Here is a 20,891-nt window from a genome sequence, read left to right on the forward strand (position 1 = left end):
CTTTGAAATCAGTGCACTGGAGCATTTCCAGTAACAGATAACAGGGAAAACAATATGCATGACATCCGGGACTGGAGCACAATCCATACCCGCCGTGGTCTCACATTGCCATGTAGGCGTGGCTATTGTGCCGTTACCCCAATACTTATACTAGTGGTCGCCAAGGGCAGAATTCGCAGATGAGTCAACATTTTCAGCATGACGTACTGGTAATTGGCAGTGGCGCTGCCGGGCTGAGCCTGGCATTGACCCTCCCCGGCCACCTGAGCATCGCAGTGCTGAGCAAAGGCGATCTGGCCAATGGCTCGACATTCTGGGCCCAGGGCGGTGTGGCAGCGGTACTGGATGACACTGATACCGTGCAGTCTCATGTTGAAGACACGCTGAATGCCGGCGGCGGCCTTTGCAACGAAGAAGCGGTGCGTTTCACCGTCGAGCACAGCCGCGAGGCCATTCAGTGGCTGATTGATCAGGGCGTGCCTTTCACTCGGGGCGATGACGCAGATAGCGATGAGAGCAGCTTTGAATTCCACCTGACACGCGAAGGCGGCCACAGCCACCGGCGGATCATCCACGCCGCCGATGCGACAGGCGCAGCTATCTTTCGCACCCTGCTTGAACAGGCCCGTAAACGGCCGAACATCGAACTGCTCGAGCAGCGCGCCGCCATCGACCTGATCACCGAACGCCGTCTCGGGCTGGAGGGCCAGCGCTGCCTGGGCGCTTATGTACTCAATCGCACCAGCGGTGAAGTGGACACCTACGGCGCGCGCTTTACCATCCTCGCGTCAGGTGGCGCTGCCAAGGTCTACCTGTACACCAGCAACCCAGACGGTGCCTGCGGCGATGGCATCGCCATGGCCTGGCGTTCCGGTTGCCGAGTGGCAAACCTGGAATTCAACCAGTTTCACCCCACCTGCCTGTATCACCCCCAGGCCAAGAGCTTTCTGATCACCGAAGCACTTCGCGGTGAAGGCGCCTACCTCAAGCTGCCCAGCGGCGAGCGCTTCATGCAGCGCTTCGACGAGCGGGCAGAACTGGCCCCGCGCGATATCGTGGCCCGCGCGATAGACCATGAAATGAAGCGACTGGGCATCGACTGTGTGTATCTGGACATCAGCCACAAACCGGAAGCCTTCATCAAAACGCACTTTCCAACCGTCTACGAGCGCTGCCTGGAGTTCTCCATCGACATCACTCGCCAGCCGATTCCGGTGGTCCCGGCAGCGCATTACACCTGTGGCGGTGTCATGGTGGACAGCAAGGGCCACACCGATGTGCCTGGCCTGTACGCCATCGGCGAGACCAGCTTCACCGGCCTGCACGGTGCCAACCGCATGGCCAGCAATTCACTGCTGGAGTGCTTCGTGTATGCCCGCTCGGCAGCGACAGACATCGAGCAGCAACTGGCCGACGTACAGATGCCCACCGACCTTCCGGCCTGGGACGCCAGCCAGGTCACTGATTCGGACGAAGACGTGATCATCGCGCACAACTGGGATGAACTGAGACGATTCATGTGGGACTACGTCGGCATTGTGCGTACCAACAAGCGCCTGCAACGCGCTCAGCACCGTGTACGTTTGTTGCTGGATGAGATCGACGAGTTCTACAGCAACTACAAGGTCAGCCGTGACCTGATCGAGTTGCGCAATCTGGCGCAGGTCGCGGAACTGATGATCTGCTCGGCCATGCAGCGCAAGGAAAGCCGTGGCCTGCATTACACACTGGACTATCCCGACATGTTGCCGGAGGCGCTGGACACTATTCTGGTACCGCCCACTTACGTCGGCTGAACTTCAGGCGCACGCGCAGATGCCGGTGAATGTCCGGTGTAAGCGCATCAAGCGGGATACAGCAGCTTTTTATCGGGCGGCCCGGCCGGCCTGCGATAATCGGGCGAAAACGCAGAATCACGACCAACGGTAACGCAAGGCTGTCCGGGCATAACTGCACGGGCTGCCAGCCGTCGCGTTGATTCCACAATTGCCAGCCTTGATGATCGCGCTTAAGCGCGGTGAAGGCTGCCGGATGACTGAGCAGAATCGAGCGCGGCAACGTCCAGGCAGCATGCATCAAGCAAAACAGCACACCCAGTGCCAACGCCCACGAAGCGATGTTCAGCCAGGACAGCGCGACCAGCGCCAGCAACTGAACGGCGAGATACGCCGTCAGCAGCAGGCGCGAGGCCTGCCAGTGACATTCAAATCGATCACTTGGGCTGGACACGATCCAGAATCATGCGAACCATACGTTGCAATTCAGCATCCTCTGACTCGGCGCGCTGCATGAACCAGCCGAACATGTCCTGATCTTCACAAGTGAGCAGACGGCGATACAGATCGCGGTCCACGTCATTCAAATGCGGATAGACCTCACGGACAAACGGCACCAGCAGCACGTCCAGTTCAAGCATGCCACGGCGGCTGTGCCAGTAAAGGCGGTTGAGTTCGACGTCTTCGACCATGGAGCGCTCCTCAAAGTAGGCGGCAAGTATACAGCCGTGAGCCGGACACGCGAATCTTGCAATGGTCGCAGCAGTTTTCACGTACCCCGTATGCATAACCTCGACTCGGCACTATGATGTGCCCCCGGACTTTTTTCCCAATCTGCGATGACCATGACCCAAAAAGCTTTTTTCTGCACGCTATCCCATGAGGGCGTTCTCGCCGTTCGCGGCGTGGATGCCAGCAAGTTTCTTCAGGGTCAGCTGACGTGCAACCTCAATTATCTGAATGAAGACAAGTCCAGCCTCGGTGCGCGCTGCACGCAGAAGGGCCGGATGCAGTCGAGTTTTCGCATCGTTTTCGAAGGCGACGGTTGCCTGCTGGCGATGGCCAGCGAGCTGATCGAGCCGCAATTGCTGGACCTGCGTAAATACGCAGTGTTCTCCAAATCGAAACTGACTGACGAAAGCGCAGAATGGGTGCGCTTCGGCCTGCAGGATGGCGACAGTGCACTGGTCGGCCTGGGTCTGAATCTGGCGCAGGAAACCGATGCGGTGGTGCGAGCCAATGAGCTCATCGCAATCCGCGTCTCCCCGGGCCGGGCCGAGCTCTGGGTACGCGCCGGGCAGGCAGACAGCATCAAATCACAGCTGGCTTCGCAGTTGAGCGAAGGCCCGCTCAATGACTGGTTGCTGGGTCAGATACGGGTCGGCATCGGCCAGGTATTTGGCAGCACCCGCGAGGAGTTCATCCCGCAGATGATCAACCTGCAGGCCGTCGGCGGCGTCAGCTTCAAGAAGGGCTGCTACACCGGCCAGGAAATCGTTGCGCGAATGCAATACCTGGGCAAACTCAAACGCAGGCTTTACCGCCTGACCCTGAGCAGCGAAGAAATCCCCGAGCCGGGTACGGCACTGTTTTCGCCGGTACACGCCAGCGCCGTGGGCAACGTGGTCATCGCCGCACAGTCCGGCCAGAATGTTGAACTGCTCGCCGTATTGCAGGGCGATGCGGCAGAAAATGGCCATATAAATCTTGGCTCGCCAGAAGGCGCAGCGCTGCAAATGAGTGATCTGCCCTACATACTGGACAGCAAACTCGAAACTCAGCGCTGAGCCAGACGAACACATTCAGGTTCCTAGTGTCTTTAGAGCGTTCCAGTGCACATGCTGGCGCTCTGCGGAGCGCGCGGAAAACTCTGGACACCCCCAACGGCTGCGAGATGCAACATGAGCAAGATGGCTGACGAGGTGCAGAGAAACTTGATCAAGGCCATCGACAGAGATGCCTTGTTTCTGCCTACCCTGCCGGAAGTAGCACTGAGAATTCGCCTTGCCGCCGAAGACACCGAAATCAGTATTTCGGCCCTGAGCAAGGTCATCGGTAGCGATACAGCCCTTTCCGCACGCCTGATAAAGGTCGCGAACAGCCCCCTGCTGCGCCCGAATTTCGAAGTCAGCGACGTCACCACCGCGGTTCGGCGCCTGGGCGTCAATTACACCTGCAACCTGGCCATCGGTCTGGTGGTCGAGCAGATGTTCCACGCCAAGTCTCCAGTCATCGAGCAGAAGATGCGCGATATCTGGAAGCAAAGCCTGCAGGTTGCCGGCATCAGCTACACCCTTTGTCAGAACTACACGAATCTCAAACCCGACCAGGCCACGCTTGCCGGGCTGATCCACTTGATCGGGATTCTGCCGATCCTGACGTATGCCGAAGACCATTACGAACTGCTGGCTGATCCGATCAGCCTCAACCACGTGATCGACAGCATTCATCCGGTCATTGGCGAACGCTTGCTGCGCTCATGGGACTTTCCCGAGCCGCTGGCCTGCGTGCCGATTCAGTTCCAGAACTTCGCGCGCGTATCGAAAAGCCCGGACTACACAGATCTGGTGCAGATCGCCACAGTGCATATCCACAGGAACACCGACCACCCCTTCAGCCTCATCGAGATGGTCGACCTGCCTGCGTTCAGCCAACTGAGGCTTTCCAGAGCTGAAGGCATGCTGAGCGCCCAGATGGACGAAGCGAAGAGCATGCTTTACTAGGATCAGGGCGCACTGAAACTGACCCGAACCTTCAAACCCCGCTCGGCACCATCGTGCAAGGTGATTCTGGCCAGATGCGCACGGCAGATCTCCCCCACAATAGCCAGACCGAGCCCGGCACCGCTGCCCTGCTGACTGCGACGGTAGAAACGCTCGAAAACCCGCTCACGCTCATCTGCCGGAATGCCGGGGCCATCATCCTCGACCTCCAGCACGCCCGGCGCATACACCCGTAAAATCACGTTGCCGCCCGGTGAAGTGTGAGCCAGCGCATTGTCGATCAGGTTGCTCAGCAGTTCGTTCAGCAACGTCGGCTCGCCACGCAGCCAGACCGGTTCGTCAGCCTCCAGCGCCAGCGCGACGCCGCGTGAATGAGCCAACGGCGCCATGGCCATGCCCAGCTCTCTTGCCAGCTGGCTGAGGTCCAGTTGTTGCGCGCCACCTTCGGCAATGGCCCGCGCACCGTTTTCGATCCGCGCCAGCGACAACAACTGATTGGCCAGATGCGTCAACCGATCCGTGCCAAGCGCGGCTGATTCCAGCGTACTGCGCCAGTGTTGCGGGTCGCGCTCGCGCAGGCCCAGCTCGACCCGCGCCTTGAGCGCGGCCAGCGGTGTGCGCAGCTCATGGGCGGCATCGGCGATGAACTGCGCCTGGCGCTCGAACTGCAGGCGCAGCCGCTCGGTAAAGTGGTTCAGCGCCCCTACCAGCGGACGCAGTTCATGCTGCACCTCAACCATTGGCAATGAGCGCAGATCATCCGGCTGACGCTCTTCTACTGCGGTGCGCAAGCGTTCCAGCGGTCGCAGTGCCGCACTGACCGTGAACCAGACCAGCAGCAGTGCGCCCCCACCGAGCATGCCCAGACGCAGCAACGTGTCGGCCATCAGGCTGCGCGCCATGCCCTTGCGCGCCTCCTGGGTTTCGGCAACACGAATTTCAGCCGTGCCGTTCATGCCTGGATCAGTCACCGGCTTGAGCAGGCTGACCACACGTACATCCTGCCCTTGATAAATCCCGTTATAAAACTTCGCCAGCGCAGGGTAATCGTCGGTACGCAAAGTGCCCGGTGGCGGCGAAGGCAGATTTTCATAACCGGAAATCAGCTTCTGATGGATGTCATTGACCTGATAATAGATTCGTCCTTCGCTGTCGTAGGCAAAGGTATCCAGCGCCACATAGGGAATATCGGCGCTCAGCGTGCCATCACGCTGCGTCAGACCGGCAGCGATGGTCCGTGCTGAAGCCAGCAACGTGCGGTCGTAGGCGGTATCGGCCACTTCGCGGCCATTCCAGTAAGCGCTCATGCCGCTGGCCAGCATCAACACCACCAGCAGCAACGCCAGGTTCCACAACAGCCGCCAGCGCAGGCTGTCGTTAATCATCGCGGCTTTCAAGCAGATACCCCAGACCCCGAAAGGTCACGATGGCCACAGAATGCCCGTCGAGCTTCTTGCGCAGGCGATGGACGTAGATTTCGATGGCGTCAGGGCTGGCCTCCTCGTCGAGGCCGAAAACCTGCGCGGCCAGTTGCTCCTTGCTCATCACCCGACCTGGCCGGGCAATGAGCGCTTCCAGCACCGCCTGTTCGCGAGACGTCAGGGCCAGCAGTTCCTCGCCGAGCGTGAAACGCCGCGTGTCCAGGTCATAGGCCAGTACGCCGCAGCGCTGTTGCCGCTCGCCACCCAGCACACTGCGACGCAGCAATGCCTTGACCCTGGCCTCCAGCTCGGAGAGCTCGAAAGGCTTGGCCAGGTAATCGTCGGCCCCCAGGTTCAGGCCATGAACGCGATCCTTTACGTCGCTGCGCGCGGTAAGCATCAATACCGGAAGGTTTTTGCTGCGCGCCCGCAGACGCGCCAGCACTTCAAAGCCGTCCATGCGCGGCAAGCCGACGTCGAGAATGGCGACGGCGTATTCCTCGCTGCTCAACGCCAGGTCGGCGGCAACGCCATCATGCAGTACATCAACGGTCAAACCCGCGCTTTTGAGCGCCTGCGCGACACTTTCAGCCAATTGCAGATGATCTTCCACAAGAAGAACACGCATCGCCGTCTCCTGATTGTCACTGTTGTTATCGATCTGGGCATCGAGGCTTGTGGCGGTGGAGTTTACAGGCAGGCCGCCGCCTGTGAAGGACAGAAACGATTCGCGGACCTTCAATTGCGACATGAAAGGTAGCTGAAAGGTTTACGAAAGGTTCGTCATCTAGCATCGCCACACGACCCGGCAAAAGGGTACGTACAAAACAGGCGCCCGGATGCGTCTGGACAATAAAAACAATAAATCGCTAAACGGAGTCACGTCATGTCTACGCCAGCACAGGCTTGCCCGTCCATTGAGCACAGTCCGTCGCGGATTTACCCGCACCCGTCGCGCCCCAGCTCCACCCTCCTGCAAAACATCAGCGTCCACCGCAGTACCGATGGCACCTGCGTGTCAGCGAAAAGGCTTCGCGGTGCGCGAGACAAAAGCATCTGCTGAACAGCTTCTCTCTTCCAAAAACAAAAATACCTCTGGAGACTGAACATGAAATTCCCTCTGCGTCAGATAGCCGTCACCGCCGCCTGCATGCTGGTTGCCAGCCAATTGTTTGCTGCCGAACCAAAACGTCCGGAATGCATTGCACCCGCCTCGCCGGGTGGCGGATTCGACCTGACCTGCAAGCTGGTGCAAAGCGCGCTTATCAACGAGAAGATTCTGACCTCGCCCATGCGCGTGACCTACATGCCTGGGGGCGTAGGCGCAGTGGCCTACAACGCAGTCGTGGCGCAGCGCCCCGCAGATGCAGGCACGCTGGTCGCGTGGTCCAGCGGTTCGCTGCTCAATCTGGCGCAGGGCAAATTCGGCCGCTTCGATGAAAACGCAGTGCGCTGGCTCGCCGCCGTGGGCACAAGCTATGGTGCCATTGCAGTGAAGAGCGACTCGCCTTACAAGAACCTCGACGATCTGGTCAAAGCACTCAAGGCCGACCCGAGCAAGGTAGTCATCGGCTCAGGCGGCACCGTAGGCAGCCAGGACTGGATGCAGACCGCGTTGATCGCCAAGGCTGCAGGCATAAACCCGCGCGCCCTGCGTTACGTTGCATTGGAAGGTGGTGGGGAGATCGCCACCGCCCTGCTTGGCGGCCACATTCAGGTGGGCAGTACCGACATCTCCGACTCCATGCCACACATTCTGAGTGGCGACATGCGCCTACTCGCCGTGTTCGCCGAGAAGCGCATCGACGAACCCGAAATGAAAGACATCCCCACCGCCAAGGAGCAGGGCTACGACATCGTCTGGCCAGTGGTGCGTGGCTTCTACCTCGGGCCGAAGGTCAGCGACGAAGACTACAACTGGTGGAAAGCCTCGTTCGACAAAATACTGGCCTCTGAAGACTTCGCCAAACTGCGTGATCAGCGCGAGCTGTTCCCCTTCGCCATGACCGGCGCGGAGCTGGACACCTACGTCAAGAAGCAGGTTGCCGACTACAAACTGATGGCCAAGGAATTCGGCCTGATTCAGTAATTGAACTCAATTGACTGACGTTAAGTTGCGCCTGCATAGCGGGCGCGACTCAGGAGCTTCTCATGGTCATACAACGCATTTTTGCTGCCGTACTGCTACTGGCATGCGCAGGCCTGGCTCTAATGGCCTGGCCTTATCAAGCGCCTTTCTCCTATGAACCGGTCGGACCACGCGCTTTCCCACTGCTGATGCTCGGATTGATGGGTGCCGCCCTGCTGTACCTGCTGATTCGGCCCACACCCATTGTCCACACCGAGGAAGAACCGGCACTGGACCGTGAAACCCTGATCAAGATTGGCGCATGCATCATTCTGCTGCTGATATTCGCCGGGCTGTTCGAACCTTTGGGCTTCATCCTCAGCAGCATCCTGATCGGCATTCCCATGGCACGCCTGTATGGCGGACGCTGGCTGCCGAGCGTGGTGGTGGTGATTCTGATGAGCGTCGGCCTTTACCTGTTATTCGACAAGGCCATGGACGTTCCCTTGCCTTTAGGCCTGCTCAGCGTTCTGGAGAACTGACATGGATACTTTCAGCTACCTGGGCCAAGGCTTCGGCGTCGCCCTTACCCCTTACAACCTGATCACCGCACTGTCCGGCACACTGATTGGTACCGTTGTCGGCCTGCTGCCAGGGCTTGGGCCTATCAACGGAGTGGCGCTGCTGATCCCCATTGCCTTTGCCCTGGGCCTGCCGCCCGAATCAGCACTGATTCTGCTGGCAGCCGTGTACCTGGGCTGTGAATACGGCGGGCGTATCAGTTCGATCCTGCTGAACATTCCGGGCGAAGCGTCCACCGTCATGACCACGCTGGACGGTTATCCAATGGCACGCCAGGGGCTAGCCGGCGTCGCGCTGTCGCTGTCAGCATGGAGCTCGTTCATCGGTGCATTCATCGCCACCTGCGGCATGGTGCTGTTCGCGCCGTTGCTCGCCAAGTGGGCGATTGCCTTCGGTCCGGCGGAATATTTCGTACTGATGGTGTTCGCTATTGTCTGCTTGGGCGGGATGGCCGGTGACAGGCCGTTGAAGACGTTCATTGCCGCGCTGATCGGGCTGTTCCTGTCTGCAGTAGGTATCGATGCCAACAGCGGGGTATACCGTTTTACCGGCGACAACATTCATCTGACCGACGGCATTCAGTTCGTGGTGCTGGTCCTGGGTCTGTTTTCAATCAGTGAAATCCTGTTGCTGCTGGAGAAGACCCATCGCGGCCAGGAGGCGGTCAAGGCCACCGGGCGCATGATGTTCAACGTCAAGGAAGCCGCCGCTGTGTTTGTGGTGAACATTCGCTGCGGTCTGCTGGGCTTCATCCTCGGCGTACTGCCGGGTGCCGGTGCGACGCTGGCCAGCGCGGTGGCATATATGACGGAAAAACGCATCGCCGGCCCTGGCGGCAAGTTCGGCCAGGGCGACATGCGAGGTCTGGCCGCTCCCGAGACCGCCATCGGGGCAACCGCCTGCGGCGCGTTGGTGCCAATGCTGACGCTGGGTGTTCCGGGCTCGGGCACCACGGCGGTGATGATCGGCGCATTGTCGCTGTACAACATCACCCCCGGTCCGATGCTGTTCCAACAGCAACCGGACATCGTATGGGGCCTGATCGCTTCGTTGTTCATCGCCAACATCATGCTGGTGATCCTCAACATCCCGATGATCCGCATCTTCACGCGCATCCTCGCCGTGCCGAACTGGGCGCTGGTGCCGGTGATTGCAATCATTACCGGCATCGGTGTGTATGCCGTGCACGCCACCACCTTCGACCTGTTCCTGATGGTCGGTATCGGTATCTTCGGTTACGTCCTGCGCAAGCTGGATTTCCCGCTGTCGCCGATTCTGCTCGGTTTCATCCTCGGTGGTCTGATGGAGCAGAACCTGCGTCGCGCCCTGTCGATCTCCAACGGCGAATTGGGGATTCTCTGGGCCAGCCCGATCACCCTCGGGGTCTGGGTGGTGACCGTGTTCATGCTGCTGTTCCCGCTGATCCGTATCTGGCGCAAGCGCGCAAAACAGCAGGCTGCCGTAACGCATGGCTGATTCGTCACTGCGTCAATGGTGGGCAACGCCGCTGGTCGGCCTGCTCGGCGGCTACCTCGCCAGCCAGGTTGGCTGGCCGCTGCCGTGGATGGTTGGCTCATTGCTGGCAATCATCCTGGTGCGCTGCCTGACACCCTGGCAACTGACGCAGATTCCGGGCGGTCGCAAATGCGGCCAACTGATCATCGGCATCGGCATCGGTCTGCATTTCACGCCAGTGGTCATCGAGCAGGTGCTGGCGCATTTCGGGCTGATTTTCATCGGTGCGCTGGTCACCAGCCTGTCGTGTCTGGTTGGCGTCTGGCTGATGCTGCGTACCGGAGAAGATCGCCCTACTGCTTTCTTCTCCAGCATGCCGGGCGGCTCGGGCGAGATGGTCAACCTTGGCGCACGTAACGGTGCGACGCTCAGCAGCGTCGCTGCCGCGCAAAGTCTTCGGGTGCTGGCCGTGGTGTTATGCGTGCCGGCGATCTTCAAATACCTGCTGGGCGACGGTACGCCTTCACTGCATGCCACGGCGGTCGATTGGCGCTGGCTGGCATTCCTGCTGCCGGTCGGCGCAGCACTGGCCTGGCTGTGGCAGCGTCTCAAGCAACCCAACCCGTGGCTGTTCGGCCCTCTGTTGCTCAGTGCCGTAGTGAGCGTGGTCTGGGACCTGAAAATCGGCTTGCCCAACGGTGCCAGCCAGCTGGGTCAGCTACTGATCGGCAGCGGGCTGGGTTGTCATTTCAATCGGGCATTCTTTCGGCGTGCGCCATCGTTTCTGGCGCGTACGCTGTTGGGCACTGCGCTGACCATGCTCATCGCCGCACTGGCTGCACTGGGGCTGAGCGCCCTCACCCACCTGGACCTGCGCTCACTGACGCTGGGCATGATGCCCGGTGGCATCGCGGAAATGAGCCTGACCGCAGAAGTGCTGCAACTGTCGGTCCCCCTGGTGACGGCCATGCAGGTCATGCGCCTGCTGTTCGTGCTGTTTCTTGCCGAGCCGCTGTACAGGCGCTGGAACAAGCGGCTCGCTGACTGAACCCAATCAGAAGCACTTTGATCAGACAGCGGGCAATCGCCAGTCGATTGGCTCGATGCCGTTTTGCTCAAGGTACTTGTTGGCTCGACCGAAATGCCCATTACCCAGGAAGCCTTTGTAGGCTGACAACGGCGAAGGATGGACGGAGGTCAGCACCAGATGCTTGGTCGCATCGACCAGCTTCTGCTTGCTCTGCGCATGAGCGCCCCACAGCAGGAACACCAGATGCGGCTGGTGCTCGCTGACCACTTGAATGATCCGGTCGGTGAAGTGCTGCCAGCCTTTTCCTGCATGGGAAGCCGCGTTGGCGCGCTCGACAGTGAGGGTGGTGTTCAGCAACAAAACGCCCTGATCAGCCCAGGATTGCAGGCAACCGTGATTGGGAATGTCGATATTCAGGTCGCGCTTGAGTTCTTTATAGATGTTGACCAGTGACGGGGGTGTCGGCACGCCAGGCTGCACCGAAAAACACAGGCCGTGAGCCTGATTCGGGCCGTGATACGGGTCCTGACCAAGGATCACCACTTTCACATTGTTGAGCGGCGTCGAATTCAGCGCATTGAAAATCAGCGGCCCAGGCGGATAGATTTCCTTGCCCGCGGCATGCTCCTGGCGCAGAAACTCGCGCAACTGCGACATATAGGGCTGCTCGAATTCATCGCGCAGCGCTTCCTTCCAGCTGGGCTCAAGCTTGATGCGGTCGTCGCTAGTCATGGTTACATCCGGTAAAAACAATGCGCGGACACTAGGAAAGCCCGGCAGCAAAGTCAATGCCGGTTGCGCTATGCGCCTGCAAGATCGGACACAGAGCGTCCAGAAAAAAGAAGTGCCGACGCGGAGCGTCGGCACGATAGTCAGTTCGCAGCAGCCAGTTCACAGCGCTGGCATGGTAGTGAGCGCAGGTTTCAGCTACCGATGCCCGCCCCGACCATCACCGCGCCCGCCTCGTCCATGATCACGGCCATCGCGTCCGCCTCGACCGCCATGGTCCTCCCAGCCGCGGTTGCCTCGGTCGCCGCGGAAGCCGTCATTGCGTCCGAAACCACCATTGCCTCGAAAGCCGTCATTACGCCCAAAACCGCCATTGCCGCGAAAGCCGTCGTTTCTCCAGCCATAACCCGGTGGACGTCCCGGCTGGTAGTAGCGTGGCACTGGCGGCGGCGCGTAATAACGCGGTGCAGGGGCGTAGTAGCGCGGTTGGGTGTAATAGCGTGGCTGAGGCGCTACATAGATGCGCTGCTCCTGATAGTAGGTGGAGCGGTGGCCATTGTCGTACGCGTAAGCGCCACCGACGACGGTTGTCGGCTGCGTGTACACATCGGATTCGTAGTAACCAGGGCCTGCGTAGCAACCAGCAAGGAAAAGGGTCAGCAACGTGATAAGCAAGGGTCTTCGATACATGGCGGCCTCCTGGACCGCGATTGGGCACGAATCAGCGACGCTGATCGGCGTCCGCCAAAGCGGTTGGCGAACAAAGGTTAAGACACCGAAAAGGCACTCTAGTGCGTTGGCGCAACGTGTGCGCCCTACGAAAGATGATGGCCATCCTTCACTCAAGGGCTCTAAAACCGCGGCGTGCAGGCATATTTCAACCTCCTGCAAAGATGCTACAAAACATTTCAAAGCACCGATGCATCAACACAGTGCAGTTACGCACCAGTACAAGGCGGTTTCCTTCGGACCTGACCTGCGATGATCCGGGCAGGCCTTGAAAAACAAAGGTCCGGGCGAGTTGGCACAAGTCTCGCTTGATGAATGGCGTGCAGGAGTCAACACAGGTTCGCGGCACCACAATTTGCAATAGCCGACTAGGGTTCCGGCTTGCCGACAGGCAAGTGGCTGGTCCGAGAGTTGGCGACCTCCAGTAGAGGTTACACGGCGGGACAAAAGCCCGGGAGACAGGGACACCAGTGGTGTCACGTTGCTCCTGGCCGCCTTTTTTCACTACTGGAGATTTCTCAACATGCAAAAGTCTCGTCTCTTCGGCCTGCTCACGGCAGGCCTGCTTGCTGCGTTGAGCCTCTCGGCGAATGCCGCCCAAAAAGATCACTTCAATGTCTGCTGGACCATCTATGCAGGCTGGATGCCGTGGGAATACGCAGGTAGCCAGGGCATCGTCGACAAGTGGGCGAAAAAATACGGCATCAAGATCGATGTCACCCAGCTCAATGACTACGTCGAATCCATCAACCAGTACACCGCCGGCCAGTTCGATGGCTGCACCATGACCAACATGGACGCACTGACCATTCCGGCTGCAGGCGGGGTGGAAAGCACTGCACTGATCGTCAGCGATTTCTCCAATGGCAATGACGGCATCGTGCTCAAGGGCGAAGGCAAAAAAGTCGCTGACCTGAAAGGTATGGACGTCAATCTGGTCGAGCTGTCGGTGTCTCACTACCTGCTGGCCCGTGCGCTGGACAGCGTCAAGCTCAGCGAAAAAGACCTCAAGGTGGTCAACACCTCGGATGCCGATATCTCGGCAGCCTTCAATACCGATGATGTGCAGGCAGTTACCACCTGGAACCCGATGCTGTCGGACATCAAAGCCAAACCCGGCGTGACCGAAGTCTTCAACTCCAGTCAGATTCCTGGCGAGATCATGGACATGATGGTCGTCAACACTCAGACCCTGAAGGACAACCCGGCGCTGGGCAAAGCCCTGACCGGTGCCTGGTTTGAAGTGGTCGCGCTGATGAACGCCAAAAACGCCCAGAGCAAGGCGGCGCTGGAGCATATGGCCAAGGCATCGGGCACCGATCTGGCCGGCTTCCAGGCGCAACTGGACACCACCAAGCTGTTTGCAACGCCCAAGGAAGCCCTTGAGTTCGCCACCAGCAAACAACTACCGGACACCCAGCGCAAGGTGGCCGACTTCTCGTTCGCCCACGGTTTGCTCGGTGAAGGCGCACGCGATGCCAACGCGGTCGGCATGTCGTTCGCCAATGGCGTGAACCTCGGCGACAAGGCCAACGTCAAGCTGCACTTTGACCCCAGCTACGTGCAGATGGCCGTCGACGGCAAGCTGTAAATCACGCTCAGTAAAAAGGTCATTGCCATGCGTTTGATAAACCGCCATCCGGATCGTGCCGGTCGCCTGATTCTGGTGATCCTGCCGTTCGCCCTGTTGCTGTTCGCCTACTTCATGGGCTCGGCCACCCGGCTTGCGGAAAACCCCACCGACAAACTGCTGCCCAGCGCGGTGCAGATGGCCGATGCGGTCAAACGCATGGCGTTTGTTGCCGATACCCGCAGCGGCGACTACCTGCTGTGGCAGGACACGGCATCGAGCCTGCAACGTCTGGCCATCGGCCTGGGGATCAGCGCGCTGTTGGGCCTGTGCCTGGGCATTGCGGCAGGCATCCTGCCGCTGTTCGGTGCGCCGCTGTCGCCCTTGTTGACAGTAATGTCGATGGTGCCGCCGCTGGCGATCCTGCCGATTCTGTTCATCGTCTTCGGTCTGGGCGAGCTGTCGAAAGTGATGCTGATCGTGATCGGCATCACACCGATTCTGGCCCGTGATCTGGAACAGCGTGCCCGGGAAATTCCGGTCGAGCTGCTGATCAAGGCGCAGACCCTCGGCGCCTCGACCTGGACGCTGATCCTGCGGGTGGTCCTGCCGCAGCTGCTGCCGCGTCTACTGATTGCCCTGCGGCTGGTGCTGGGTTCGGCGTGGCTGTTCCTGATCGCCGCCGAGGCCATCGCCTCGACTGACGGTCTGGGTTACCGGATCTTTCTGGTCCGCCGCTACCTGGCGATGGACGTGATTCTGCCGTATGTAGTGTGGATCACCCTGCTTGCCTGGCTGATGGACTGGGGCCTCAAAGCCCTGACCCGACGCGCCTTTCCCTGGTACGAAGGAGCGCGGACATGAGCTTTATCTGTGTGCGCAATGTCTGGCAGCAATACGACGATCAGGTGGTGCTTGAAGGCCTGAATCTGGACGTGGCAGAAGGCGAGTTCTGCACGCTGGTCGGCGCATCGGGCTGTGGCAAATCGACTTTTCTGCGCCTGCTGCTGGGTCAGGAAACCCCGAGCCGTGGTCTGATCACGCTGGACGGCAAGGCGCTGCGCAATGAGCCGGACGCCAGCCGTGGCGTGGTGTTTCAGCGCTATTCAGTGTTCCCGCATCTGTCGGTGCTCGACAACGTGGCGCTGGGTCTGGAGCTGCCCCGCTCGGCGTGGCTGGGCCGACTGTTCGGCCAGGCAAAAAGCGAGGCGCGCGAGCACGCTGCGCAACTGCTCGGCAAGGTTGGCCTGGGGCATGCGCTGGATAAGTACCCCACGCAATTGTCCGGCGGCATGCAACAGCGTCTGGCCATTGCTCAGGCACTGATCATGAAACCCCGCGTGCTGCTGCTGGACGAGCCCTTCGGCGCGCTCGACCCCGGCATTCGCAAAGACATGCACCACTTGCTGCTGGACCTGTGGCGCGAAACGAAGCTGACCGTGTTCATGGTCACTCACGACCTGTCCGAAGGTTTCAACCTCGGCACCCGCCTGCTGGTGTTCGACAAGGTCCGCCACGACCCGCACGCGCCCGGCGCGTATGGCGCGCGCATCACTTACGACATCCCCCTCAACAGCGAACGCCGCGCCGAACGCGCCGCCATCGATTCGCTGCTCAACGTTTCAGAGGAGCCCGTTCAATGACTGACTCAACCACGCTGTACCCGGTTTTCGCCGAAGAGATGCTGCCCGGTGGCGGCCATCGTTCGTTCATCCTCAAGCGCGGCGAACTGCTGCGCCTGACCGACCTGCACGGCAACGCCAACGTCAGCCTGACGCTGCTCAACGCTCAAGAAAAAACCGAGCGGCTGAACCTGCCCGACAGCCTCAAATGCCAACACACCGCCAGGTTGAGCAACGGCCATTGCCTGTATTCGGACATGGGCCGTGTGCTGGCGGCCATCGTCACTGACACCTGCGGCTGGAGCGACAGCATTGGCGGCGTGCTCAATGCGCAGGAAGTCGCTGAAAAATACGGCCAGGGCCGCTATCAGGAATTGCGCAACGGCTTCTTTCGCAATGGTGTCGACAACCTGCTGGTCGAGCTGGGCAAATGGGGGCTGGGGCTGTCCGACCTGCTGATGACCCTCAACCTGTTCAGCCGTGTTGATGTCGATGAAGCAGGAACCCTGCACTTCGCGCCGAACAACTCAAAAGCCGGGGATTACATCGAACTCTACGCACCGATGGACACGCTGGTGGTGCTGACCGCGCTGCAACACCCGATGGACCCCAACCCGGAATATGCCCCGCAACCGCTGAAGCTCAGCTGGATGAAAGCCGACGCCAGCGTTGCCGAGCACTGCCGCACCTCGCGCCCGGAAAACGAGCGCGGCTTCATCAACACTGACCGCCTGTTCGCCTGAGGAGCCCTGTCATGAATTCACACACTCACATTTGCTGCGACGCAACCATACCGGCAGGCGAGCCGTTCCTGGCCGAAGTCAAAGCCGGGCAGACCGTGCGCATCCTCGATCTGCAAGGCAATCAGGCGGTCGATACGCTGTTTTTCAGCCTCGCCAACCCGCGTGAACGCTACGACGTACAACGCACCTTGCGCCGCCAGAACAGCGTGTATCTGACCACCGGCAGCGTACTGTTTTCCAACCTCGGCCAGCCGATGCTGACCATTGTCGATGACACCTGCGGTCGCCACGACACGCTCGGTGGCGCATGCGCGCAAGAGAGCAACACCGTGCGCTACGCCCTGGAAAAACGCTACATGCACAGCTGCCGCGACAACTACCTGCGCGCCTGCCTGCACGACGGGCGTCTGACCAAGGCCGACATCGGTCCGAACATCAATTTCTTCATGAACGTGCCGGTGACAGCCGAAGGCGGCCTGACCTTCGAAGACGGTATTTCCGCACCCGGCAAGTACGTAGAACTGCGCGCTGAAATGGACGTGATCGTGCTGATTTCCAACTGTCCGCAGCTCAACAACCCCTGCAACGGCTACAACCCGACGCCTGCGCAGTTGCTGATTCGCGACTGACCCGGCACCAGCCCTCAGCAACGGACGACCGTTGCGTAGATAGATCAATAGCGGGACGGCCCGCTTCCCATCACGAAACCGAGCGCGTCTGGGTTTCCGGGGTTATGCCATGTTCGACAAACTGCTGATCGCCAACCGTGGCGCCATTGCCTGCCGTATCCTGCGGACCCTGCGCACTTTGCAGGTGAAAGGTGTGGCGGTGTATTCCGAAGCCGACGCCGCAAGCCTGCACCTGATGCAGGCCGACGAAGCCCACAGCCTGGGCGAAGGCGGCGCAGCGGGGACTTATCTGGCGGTGGACAAGATCCTCGCCATCGCCAAAGCCAGCGGCGCCAGAGCCATTCATCCTGGCTACGGCTTTCTCTCCGAAAACGCCGCGTTTGCCCAGGCCTGTGAAGACGCCGGTATCGCCTTCGTCGGGCCAACGCCCGAGCAACTGCGCGTCTTCGGCCTCAAGCATACCGCTCGCGCACTGGCCAGACAGCACGGCGTGCCCATGCTGGAAGGCACAGAACTGCTCGACAGCCTTGAATCAGCCATCGCAGCGGCGCGTGATATCGGCTATCCGGTCATGCTCAAGAGCACTGCAGGCGGTGGCGGCATCGGCATGCGAGTGTGCCGCAGCGCTGAAGAACTGGCCGACTCGTTCGAGGCGGTGAAGCGCCTTGGCCAGAACAATTTCAGCGACGCGGGTGTGTTCATCGAGAAATACATCCAGCGTGCCCGCCATCTGGAAGTGCAGGTGTTTGGTGACGGTCAGGGCGAGGTGCTGGCGCTCGGCGTGCGTGACTGCTCGGTGCAACGCCGCAACCAGAAAGTGCTGGAGGAAACCCCGGCCCCCAACCTGCCCGACGGCATGGCCGATGAACTTTGCGCAGCAGCCATCAAACTCGCCAGAGCGGTCAATTACCGCAGCGCAGGCACCGTCGAATTCGTCTTCGACAGCGAGGATCAGCGCTTCTACTTTCTGGAAGTGAATACACGTCTGCAGGTCGAACACGGCGTCACCGAGCAGGTGTGGGGTGTCGATCTGGTCAGCTGGATGGTGCAACTGGCTGCCGGAGACCTGCCGCCGCTGGAGCAATTGCAAGCCGGCCTGAAACCGTCCGGCCATGCCATTCAGGCACGGCTGTATGCTGAAGATCCGGGCCGTGACTTCCAGCCCTGCCCCGGCCTGCTGACGGCGGTGAATTTCCCGCCTGCCGATGGTCACGCACTGCGCATCGACACCTGGGTTGAAGCGGGCTGCGAGATACCGCCGTACTTTGACCCGATGATCGCCAAGCTGATCAGTTGGGCGCCGACCCGTGAGCAGGCCAGCACCGGGCTGATCGATGCGCTGAACGAAACGCGTCTGTACGGTGTGGAAACCAATCGCGACTATCTGCGCCAGATCATTGCCGACACGCCGTTCGCCAGCGGCCAGCCGTGGACCCGCTGCCTGGAAGGTCTGGTGTATCACGCTGACACGTTCGAGGTGTTGAGCGGCGGCACGCAAACCAGCGTTCAGGATTATCCGGGGCGGCTGGGTTACTGGGCCGTCGGTGTACCGCCATCCGGGCCGATGGACAGCCGCGCGTTGCGCCATGGCAATGGCCTGCTGGGCAATGCCGAAGGATGCGCTGCGCTGGAAATCACCATGAGCGGGCCGTTGCTGCGCTTCAATACCGATGCAGTGATCGCAGTAACCGGTGCGCAGATCCCGATCACGCTCGATGGCGAACCCTGCGCCATGAACACCGCGCTGCTGGTGCGCGCAGGCTCGACCCTTGCGCTGGGCACCATTGCCGGTGCTGGCGTGCGCAGCTACCTGTGCGTGCGTGGCGGGCTGGACGTGCCGGATTATCTGGGCAGCAAAAGCACCTTTACCCTCGGTCAGTTCGGCGGGCATGGCGGGCGGGCGTTGCGGGCCGGTGATGTGCTGCACATTGCGCCGTTGCTGGATCGTAGCGCGGGCCAGCGTGTTGCCGATGACGCACTTGAAGCGCTGCCTGACATTCGCCGGATAAGGGTCATTTACGGCCCCCATGCTGCGCCGGAATACTTCACCGAAGCGTACATAGAGAGGTTTTTTGCGACCGACTGGGAAGTGCATTTCAACTCCAGCCGTACCGGCGTGCGCCTGATCGGCCCGAAACCCGAATGGGTGCGCGCTGACGGTGGCGAGGCGGGGTTGCACCCGTCCAACATCCACGACAACCCCTATGCGATCGGCGCGGTGGATTTCACCGGCGATATGCCCGTGATCCTCGGCCCGGACGGACCGAGCCTGGGTGGGTTCGTGTGCCCGGTAACCATTATCGAAGCGGACTTGTGGCAGCTGGGGCAGTTGAAGGCTGGAGACAAGGTCCGGTTTCATCCGGTGAGTGTCGAGGCATGTCATGCAGCGATGAATTCAACGATGGACCCACGTGGGAGCGAGCTTGCTCGCGAAAGCGATATTCCACACGCAGAAAATACATCGACTGTACCGACCTCTTCGCGAGCAAGCTCGCTCCCACAAGGCACCGCAAACTCCTGTGGGAGCGAAGCTGTGCGCATAGAGGATTTGCCCTCCCCGGTCATTCTCGACATAGGTCAGGACGATAAACGCTTGGTCGCACGCCTGTCCGGCGATACCCATCTGCTGCTGGAAATCGGGGCGCCGGAGCTGGATCTGGTGCTGCGCCTGCGCGGCCATGCCTTGATGCTGGCGCTGGAGGCCAAGCAACTGGAGGGCGTGATTGACCTGACGCCAGGTATTCGTTCGCTGCAAGTCCATTACCGCCCCGAACAACTGCCGCTCCGGCAATTGCTCGACATCGTCGCCGGAGAGTGGGACGCAGTGTGCGCAGCGAAAGACCTGCAAGTGGCGTCGCGCATCGTCCATCTGCCCTTGTCCTGGGATGACCCGGCCTGTCAGCTGGCCATCGAGAAGTACATGACCACCGTGCGCAAGGACGCACCGTGGTGCCCGAGCAACCTGGAGTTCATCCGGCGCATCAACGACCTGCCCAATCTTGACGAGGTGCAGCGTACGGTGTTCGACGCCAGTTATCTGGTCATGGGACTGGGCGATGTTTACCTCGGCGCACCGGTCGCCACGCCTCTGGACCCGCGTCATCGATTAGTGACCACCAAGTACAACCCGGCGCGCACCTGGACCGCCGAGAATTCGGTCGGCATCGGTGGCGCCTACATGTGCGTGTACGGCATGGAAGGCCCCGGCGGCTATCAATTCGTCGGCCGCACGCTGCAGATGTGGAATCGCTACCGCGACGTTGCCGCCTTCGAGGGCAAACCGTGGCTGCTGCGCTTTTTCGACCAGATCCGCTTCTACCCGGTCAGCGCCGACGAATTGCTACGCATCCGTCGCGATTTCCCGCTGGGCCGCTTCGACCTGAACATCGAACACAGCACCTTGAACATGGCCGACTACCAGGCCTTTCTGAGCCGCGAAGCCGACGGCATTAAAGCATTCCGTGCTCAGCAACAGTCCGCGTTCAATGCCGAACGCGAACGCTGGATCGCCAACGGCCAGGCCGACTTCCAGAGCGATGAAGGCGTCGCCCCAAACACCGAAGAACTGCCTCTGCAAACAGGCCAGCAAGGCGTCGACAGCCATATCGCAGGCAATCTCTGGCAGGTCCAGGTGCAACCCGGCGAGCGTGTCGAAGCGGGTGATGTGCTGGTGATTCTGGAGTCCATGAAAATGGAAATCCCCCTGCTCGCGCCGGTCGCAGGAGTGGTGCAGGAAGTCCGGGTGCAACCCGGCTCGGCAGTACGCGCAGGGCAACGGGTGGTGGTGCTGGCAGCAGACTGAACCCATCAATTTT

Annotated in this window: 19 protein-coding genes and 1 riboswitch; of the genes, 13 read left to right on the forward strand and 6 right to left on the reverse strand. The window is 60.5% G+C overall.

What is annotated here, in order from left to right; all coding sequences use genetic code 11:
- The first annotated feature begins 179 nt into the window (after positions 1-179).
- Positions 180-1,796 carry an L-aspartate oxidase gene (gene nadB, locus KP808_RS19740; protein WP_230016720.1) on the forward strand — a complete coding sequence of 539 codons (1,617 nt, stop codon included), beginning with the start codon at positions 180-182 and terminating at the stop codon, positions 1,794-1,796.
- Here nadB and KP808_RS19745 read toward each other — a convergent pair.
- Positions 1,765-2,229, reverse strand: coding sequence for a protein YgfX (locus tag KP808_RS19745; protein WP_230016721.1), 465 nt, complete (start codon positions 2,227-2,229; stop codon positions 1,765-1,767). The two genes, nadB and KP808_RS19745, sit on opposite strands and share 32 nt — an antisense overlap.
- Complete coding sequence (locus tag KP808_RS19750; protein WP_003378499.1) at positions 2,213-2,467, reverse strand: FAD assembly factor SdhE; 255 nt, start codon at positions 2,465-2,467, stop codon at positions 2,213-2,215. Before KP808_RS19750 ends, KP808_RS19745 begins: the two co-directional genes overlap by 17 nt.
- A gap of 153 nt (positions 2,468-2,620) precedes the next feature.
- Between KP808_RS19750 and ygfZ the strand changes: the two genes are divergently transcribed.
- A complete protein-coding gene (ygfZ, locus tag KP808_RS19755) occupies positions 2,621-3,562 on the forward strand; it encodes a CAF17-like 4Fe-4S cluster assembly/insertion protein YgfZ (RefSeq protein ID WP_230016722.1) in 942 nt (313 codons plus the stop codon).
- Between the two features lie 114 nt (positions 3,563-3,676).
- Positions 3,677-4,498 carry an HDOD domain-containing protein gene (locus KP808_RS19760; RefSeq protein WP_004658258.1) on the forward strand — a complete coding sequence of 274 codons (822 nt, stop codon included), beginning with the start codon at positions 3,677-3,679 and terminating at the stop codon, positions 4,496-4,498.
- Between the two features lie 2 nt (positions 4,499-4,500).
- Here KP808_RS19760 and KP808_RS19765 read toward each other — a convergent pair whose 3' ends face one another.
- Complete coding sequence (locus KP808_RS19765) at positions 4,501-5,883, reverse strand: sensor histidine kinase (RefSeq protein ID WP_230016723.1); 1,383 nt, start codon at positions 5,881-5,883, stop codon at positions 4,501-4,503.
- Positions 5,876-6,547: a response regulator gene (locus KP808_RS19770; RefSeq protein ID WP_002554918.1), complete on the reverse strand. Its 672-nt coding sequence runs from the start codon at positions 6,545-6,547 to the stop codon at positions 5,876-5,878. The genes KP808_RS19765 and KP808_RS19770 overlap by 8 nt, the downstream gene beginning before the upstream one ends.
- Positions 6,548-7,027: 480 nt before the next feature.
- Between KP808_RS19770 and KP808_RS19775 the strand changes: the two genes are divergently transcribed.
- The 4 genes from KP808_RS19775 to KP808_RS19790 all read left to right on the forward strand — a co-directional run bounded on the left by KP808_RS19775 (position 7,028) and on the right by KP808_RS19790 (position 11,072).
- Complete coding sequence (locus KP808_RS19775) at positions 7,028-8,008, forward strand: Bug family tripartite tricarboxylate transporter substrate binding protein (RefSeq protein WP_230016724.1); 981 nt, start codon at positions 7,028-7,030, stop codon at positions 8,006-8,008.
- Positions 8,009-8,070: 62 nt separating this feature from the next.
- Positions 8,071-8,529: a tripartite tricarboxylate transporter TctB family protein gene (locus tag KP808_RS19780; protein ID WP_005746607.1), complete on the forward strand. Its 459-nt coding sequence runs from the start codon at positions 8,071-8,073 to the stop codon at positions 8,527-8,529.
- A 1-nt stretch (position 8,530) separates the two neighbouring features.
- Positions 8,531-10,045: a tripartite tricarboxylate transporter permease gene (locus KP808_RS19785; RefSeq protein ID WP_230016725.1), complete on the forward strand. Its 1,515-nt coding sequence runs from the start codon at positions 8,531-8,533 to the stop codon at positions 10,043-10,045.
- Positions 10,038-11,072: an AbrB family transcriptional regulator gene (locus KP808_RS19790; RefSeq protein ID WP_058400811.1), complete on the forward strand. Its 1,035-nt coding sequence runs from the start codon at positions 10,038-10,040 to the stop codon at positions 11,070-11,072. Before KP808_RS19785 ends, KP808_RS19790 begins: the two co-directional genes overlap by 8 nt.
- Positions 11,073-11,093: 21 nt before the next feature.
- Here the strand turns inward: KP808_RS19790 and ung are convergent, their stop codons facing one another.
- Together ung and KP808_RS19800 are read right to left on the reverse strand one after the other, a co-directional pair.
- Entirely contained in the window at positions 11,094-11,786 is a 693-nt protein-coding gene (ung, locus tag KP808_RS19795) for a uracil-DNA glycosylase (protein WP_230016726.1), read from the reverse strand.
- A 195-nt stretch (positions 11,787-11,981) separates the two neighbouring features.
- Positions 11,982-12,473 (reverse strand): hypothetical protein, encoded by a 492-nt coding sequence (locus KP808_RS19800; protein WP_230016727.1) that lies wholly within the window; start codon positions 12,471-12,473, stop codon positions 11,982-11,984.
- 396 nt (positions 12,474-12,869) lie between these two features.
- Positions 12,870-12,972: riboswitch (guanidine-I (ykkC/yxkD leader) on the forward strand.
- 63 nt (positions 12,973-13,035) lie between these two features.
- On the opposite strand from KP808_RS19800, the gene KP808_RS19805 reads away from it, so the two are divergent.
- The 6 genes from KP808_RS19805 (at position 13,036) to uca (ending at position 20,878) form a co-directional block, all read left to right on the forward strand.
- Positions 13,036-14,103, forward strand: a complete 1,068-nt coding sequence (locus KP808_RS19805; protein ID WP_005735130.1) for a putative urea ABC transporter substrate-binding protein — start codon at positions 13,036-13,038, stop codon at positions 14,101-14,103.
- Positions 14,104-14,130: 27 nt separating this feature from the next.
- Positions 14,131-14,946: an ABC transporter permease gene (locus tag KP808_RS19810; RefSeq protein ID WP_004642515.1), complete on the forward strand. Its 816-nt coding sequence runs from the start codon at positions 14,131-14,133 to the stop codon at positions 14,944-14,946.
- Positions 14,943-15,725 (forward strand): ABC transporter ATP-binding protein, encoded by a 783-nt coding sequence (locus KP808_RS19815; RefSeq protein ID WP_230016728.1) that lies wholly within the window; start codon positions 14,943-14,945, stop codon positions 15,723-15,725. Before KP808_RS19810 ends, KP808_RS19815 begins: the two co-directional genes overlap by 4 nt.
- On the forward strand, positions 15,722-16,447 hold the full coding sequence (locus tag KP808_RS19820; protein ID WP_230016729.1) for an urea amidolyase associated protein UAAP1: 726 nt from the start codon (positions 15,722-15,724) through the stop codon (positions 16,445-16,447). Before KP808_RS19815 ends, KP808_RS19820 begins: the two co-directional genes overlap by 4 nt.
- An 11-nt stretch (positions 16,448-16,458) precedes the next feature.
- Positions 16,459-17,076, forward strand: coding sequence for an urea amidolyase associated protein UAAP2 (locus KP808_RS19825; RefSeq protein WP_005735135.1), 618 nt, complete (start codon positions 16,459-16,461; stop codon positions 17,074-17,076).
- A gap of 109 nt (positions 17,077-17,185) precedes the next feature.
- Positions 17,186-20,878: an urea carboxylase gene (gene uca, locus KP808_RS19830; RefSeq protein WP_230016730.1), complete on the forward strand. Its 3,693-nt coding sequence runs from the start codon at positions 17,186-17,188 to the stop codon at positions 20,876-20,878.
- Positions 20,879-20,891 lie beyond the last annotated feature (13 nt).

The organism is Pseudomonas savastanoi (assembly GCF_020917325.1).
Taxonomy (GTDB): Bacteria; Pseudomonadota; Gammaproteobacteria; order Pseudomonadales; family Pseudomonadaceae; genus Aquipseudomonas; species Aquipseudomonas amygdali.

Coding starts and splice junctions, on each gene's coding strand:
- ung (WP_230016726.1), bottom strand. CDS start 11,786: ATGACTAGCGACGACCGCATCAAGCTTGAGCCCAGCTGGAAGGAAGCG.
- KP808_RS19825 (WP_005735135.1), top strand. CDS start 16,459: ATGAATTCACACACTCACATTTGCTGCGACGCAACCATACCGGCAGGC.
- KP808_RS19775 (WP_230016724.1), top strand. CDS start 7,028: ATGAAATTCCCTCTGCGTCAGATAGCCGTCACCGCCGCCTGCATGCTG.
- KP808_RS19800 (WP_230016727.1), bottom strand. CDS start 12,473: ATGTATCGAAGACCCTTGCTTATCACGTTGCTGACCCTTTTCCTTGCT.
- KP808_RS19760 (WP_004658258.1), top strand. CDS start 3,677: ATGAGCAAGATGGCTGACGAGGTGCAGAGAAACTTGATCAAGGCCATC.
- nadB (WP_230016720.1), top strand. CDS start 180: ATGAGTCAACATTTTCAGCATGACGTACTGGTAATTGGCAGTGGCGCT.
- KP808_RS19805 (WP_005735130.1), top strand. CDS start 13,036: ATGCAAAAGTCTCGTCTCTTCGGCCTGCTCACGGCAGGCCTGCTTGCT.
- KP808_RS19765 (WP_230016723.1), bottom strand. CDS start 5,883: ATGATTAACGACAGCCTGCGCTGGCGGCTGTTGTGGAACCTGGCGTTG.
- KP808_RS19790 (WP_058400811.1), top strand. CDS start 10,038: ATGGCTGATTCGTCACTGCGTCAATGGTGGGCAACGCCGCTGGTCGGC.
- KP808_RS19750 (WP_003378499.1), bottom strand. CDS start 2,467: ATGGTCGAAGACGTCGAACTCAACCGCCTTTACTGGCACAGCCGCCGT.
- KP808_RS19820 (WP_230016729.1), top strand. CDS start 15,722: ATGACTGACTCAACCACGCTGTACCCGGTTTTCGCCGAAGAGATGCTG.
- KP808_RS19770 (WP_002554918.1), bottom strand. CDS start 6,547: ATGCGTGTTCTTCTTGTGGAAGATCATCTGCAATTGGCTGAAAGTGTC.
- KP808_RS19785 (WP_230016725.1), top strand. CDS start 8,531: ATGGATACTTTCAGCTACCTGGGCCAAGGCTTCGGCGTCGCCCTTACC.
- ygfZ (WP_230016722.1), top strand. CDS start 2,621: ATGACCCAAAAAGCTTTTTTCTGCACGCTATCCCATGAGGGCGTTCTC.
- KP808_RS19815 (WP_230016728.1), top strand. CDS start 14,943: ATGAGCTTTATCTGTGTGCGCAATGTCTGGCAGCAATACGACGATCAG.
- KP808_RS19810 (WP_004642515.1), top strand. CDS start 14,131: ATGCGTTTGATAAACCGCCATCCGGATCGTGCCGGTCGCCTGATTCTG.
- KP808_RS19780 (WP_005746607.1), top strand. CDS start 8,071: ATGGTCATACAACGCATTTTTGCTGCCGTACTGCTACTGGCATGCGCA.
- uca (WP_230016730.1), top strand. CDS start 17,186: ATGTTCGACAAACTGCTGATCGCCAACCGTGGCGCCATTGCCTGCCGT.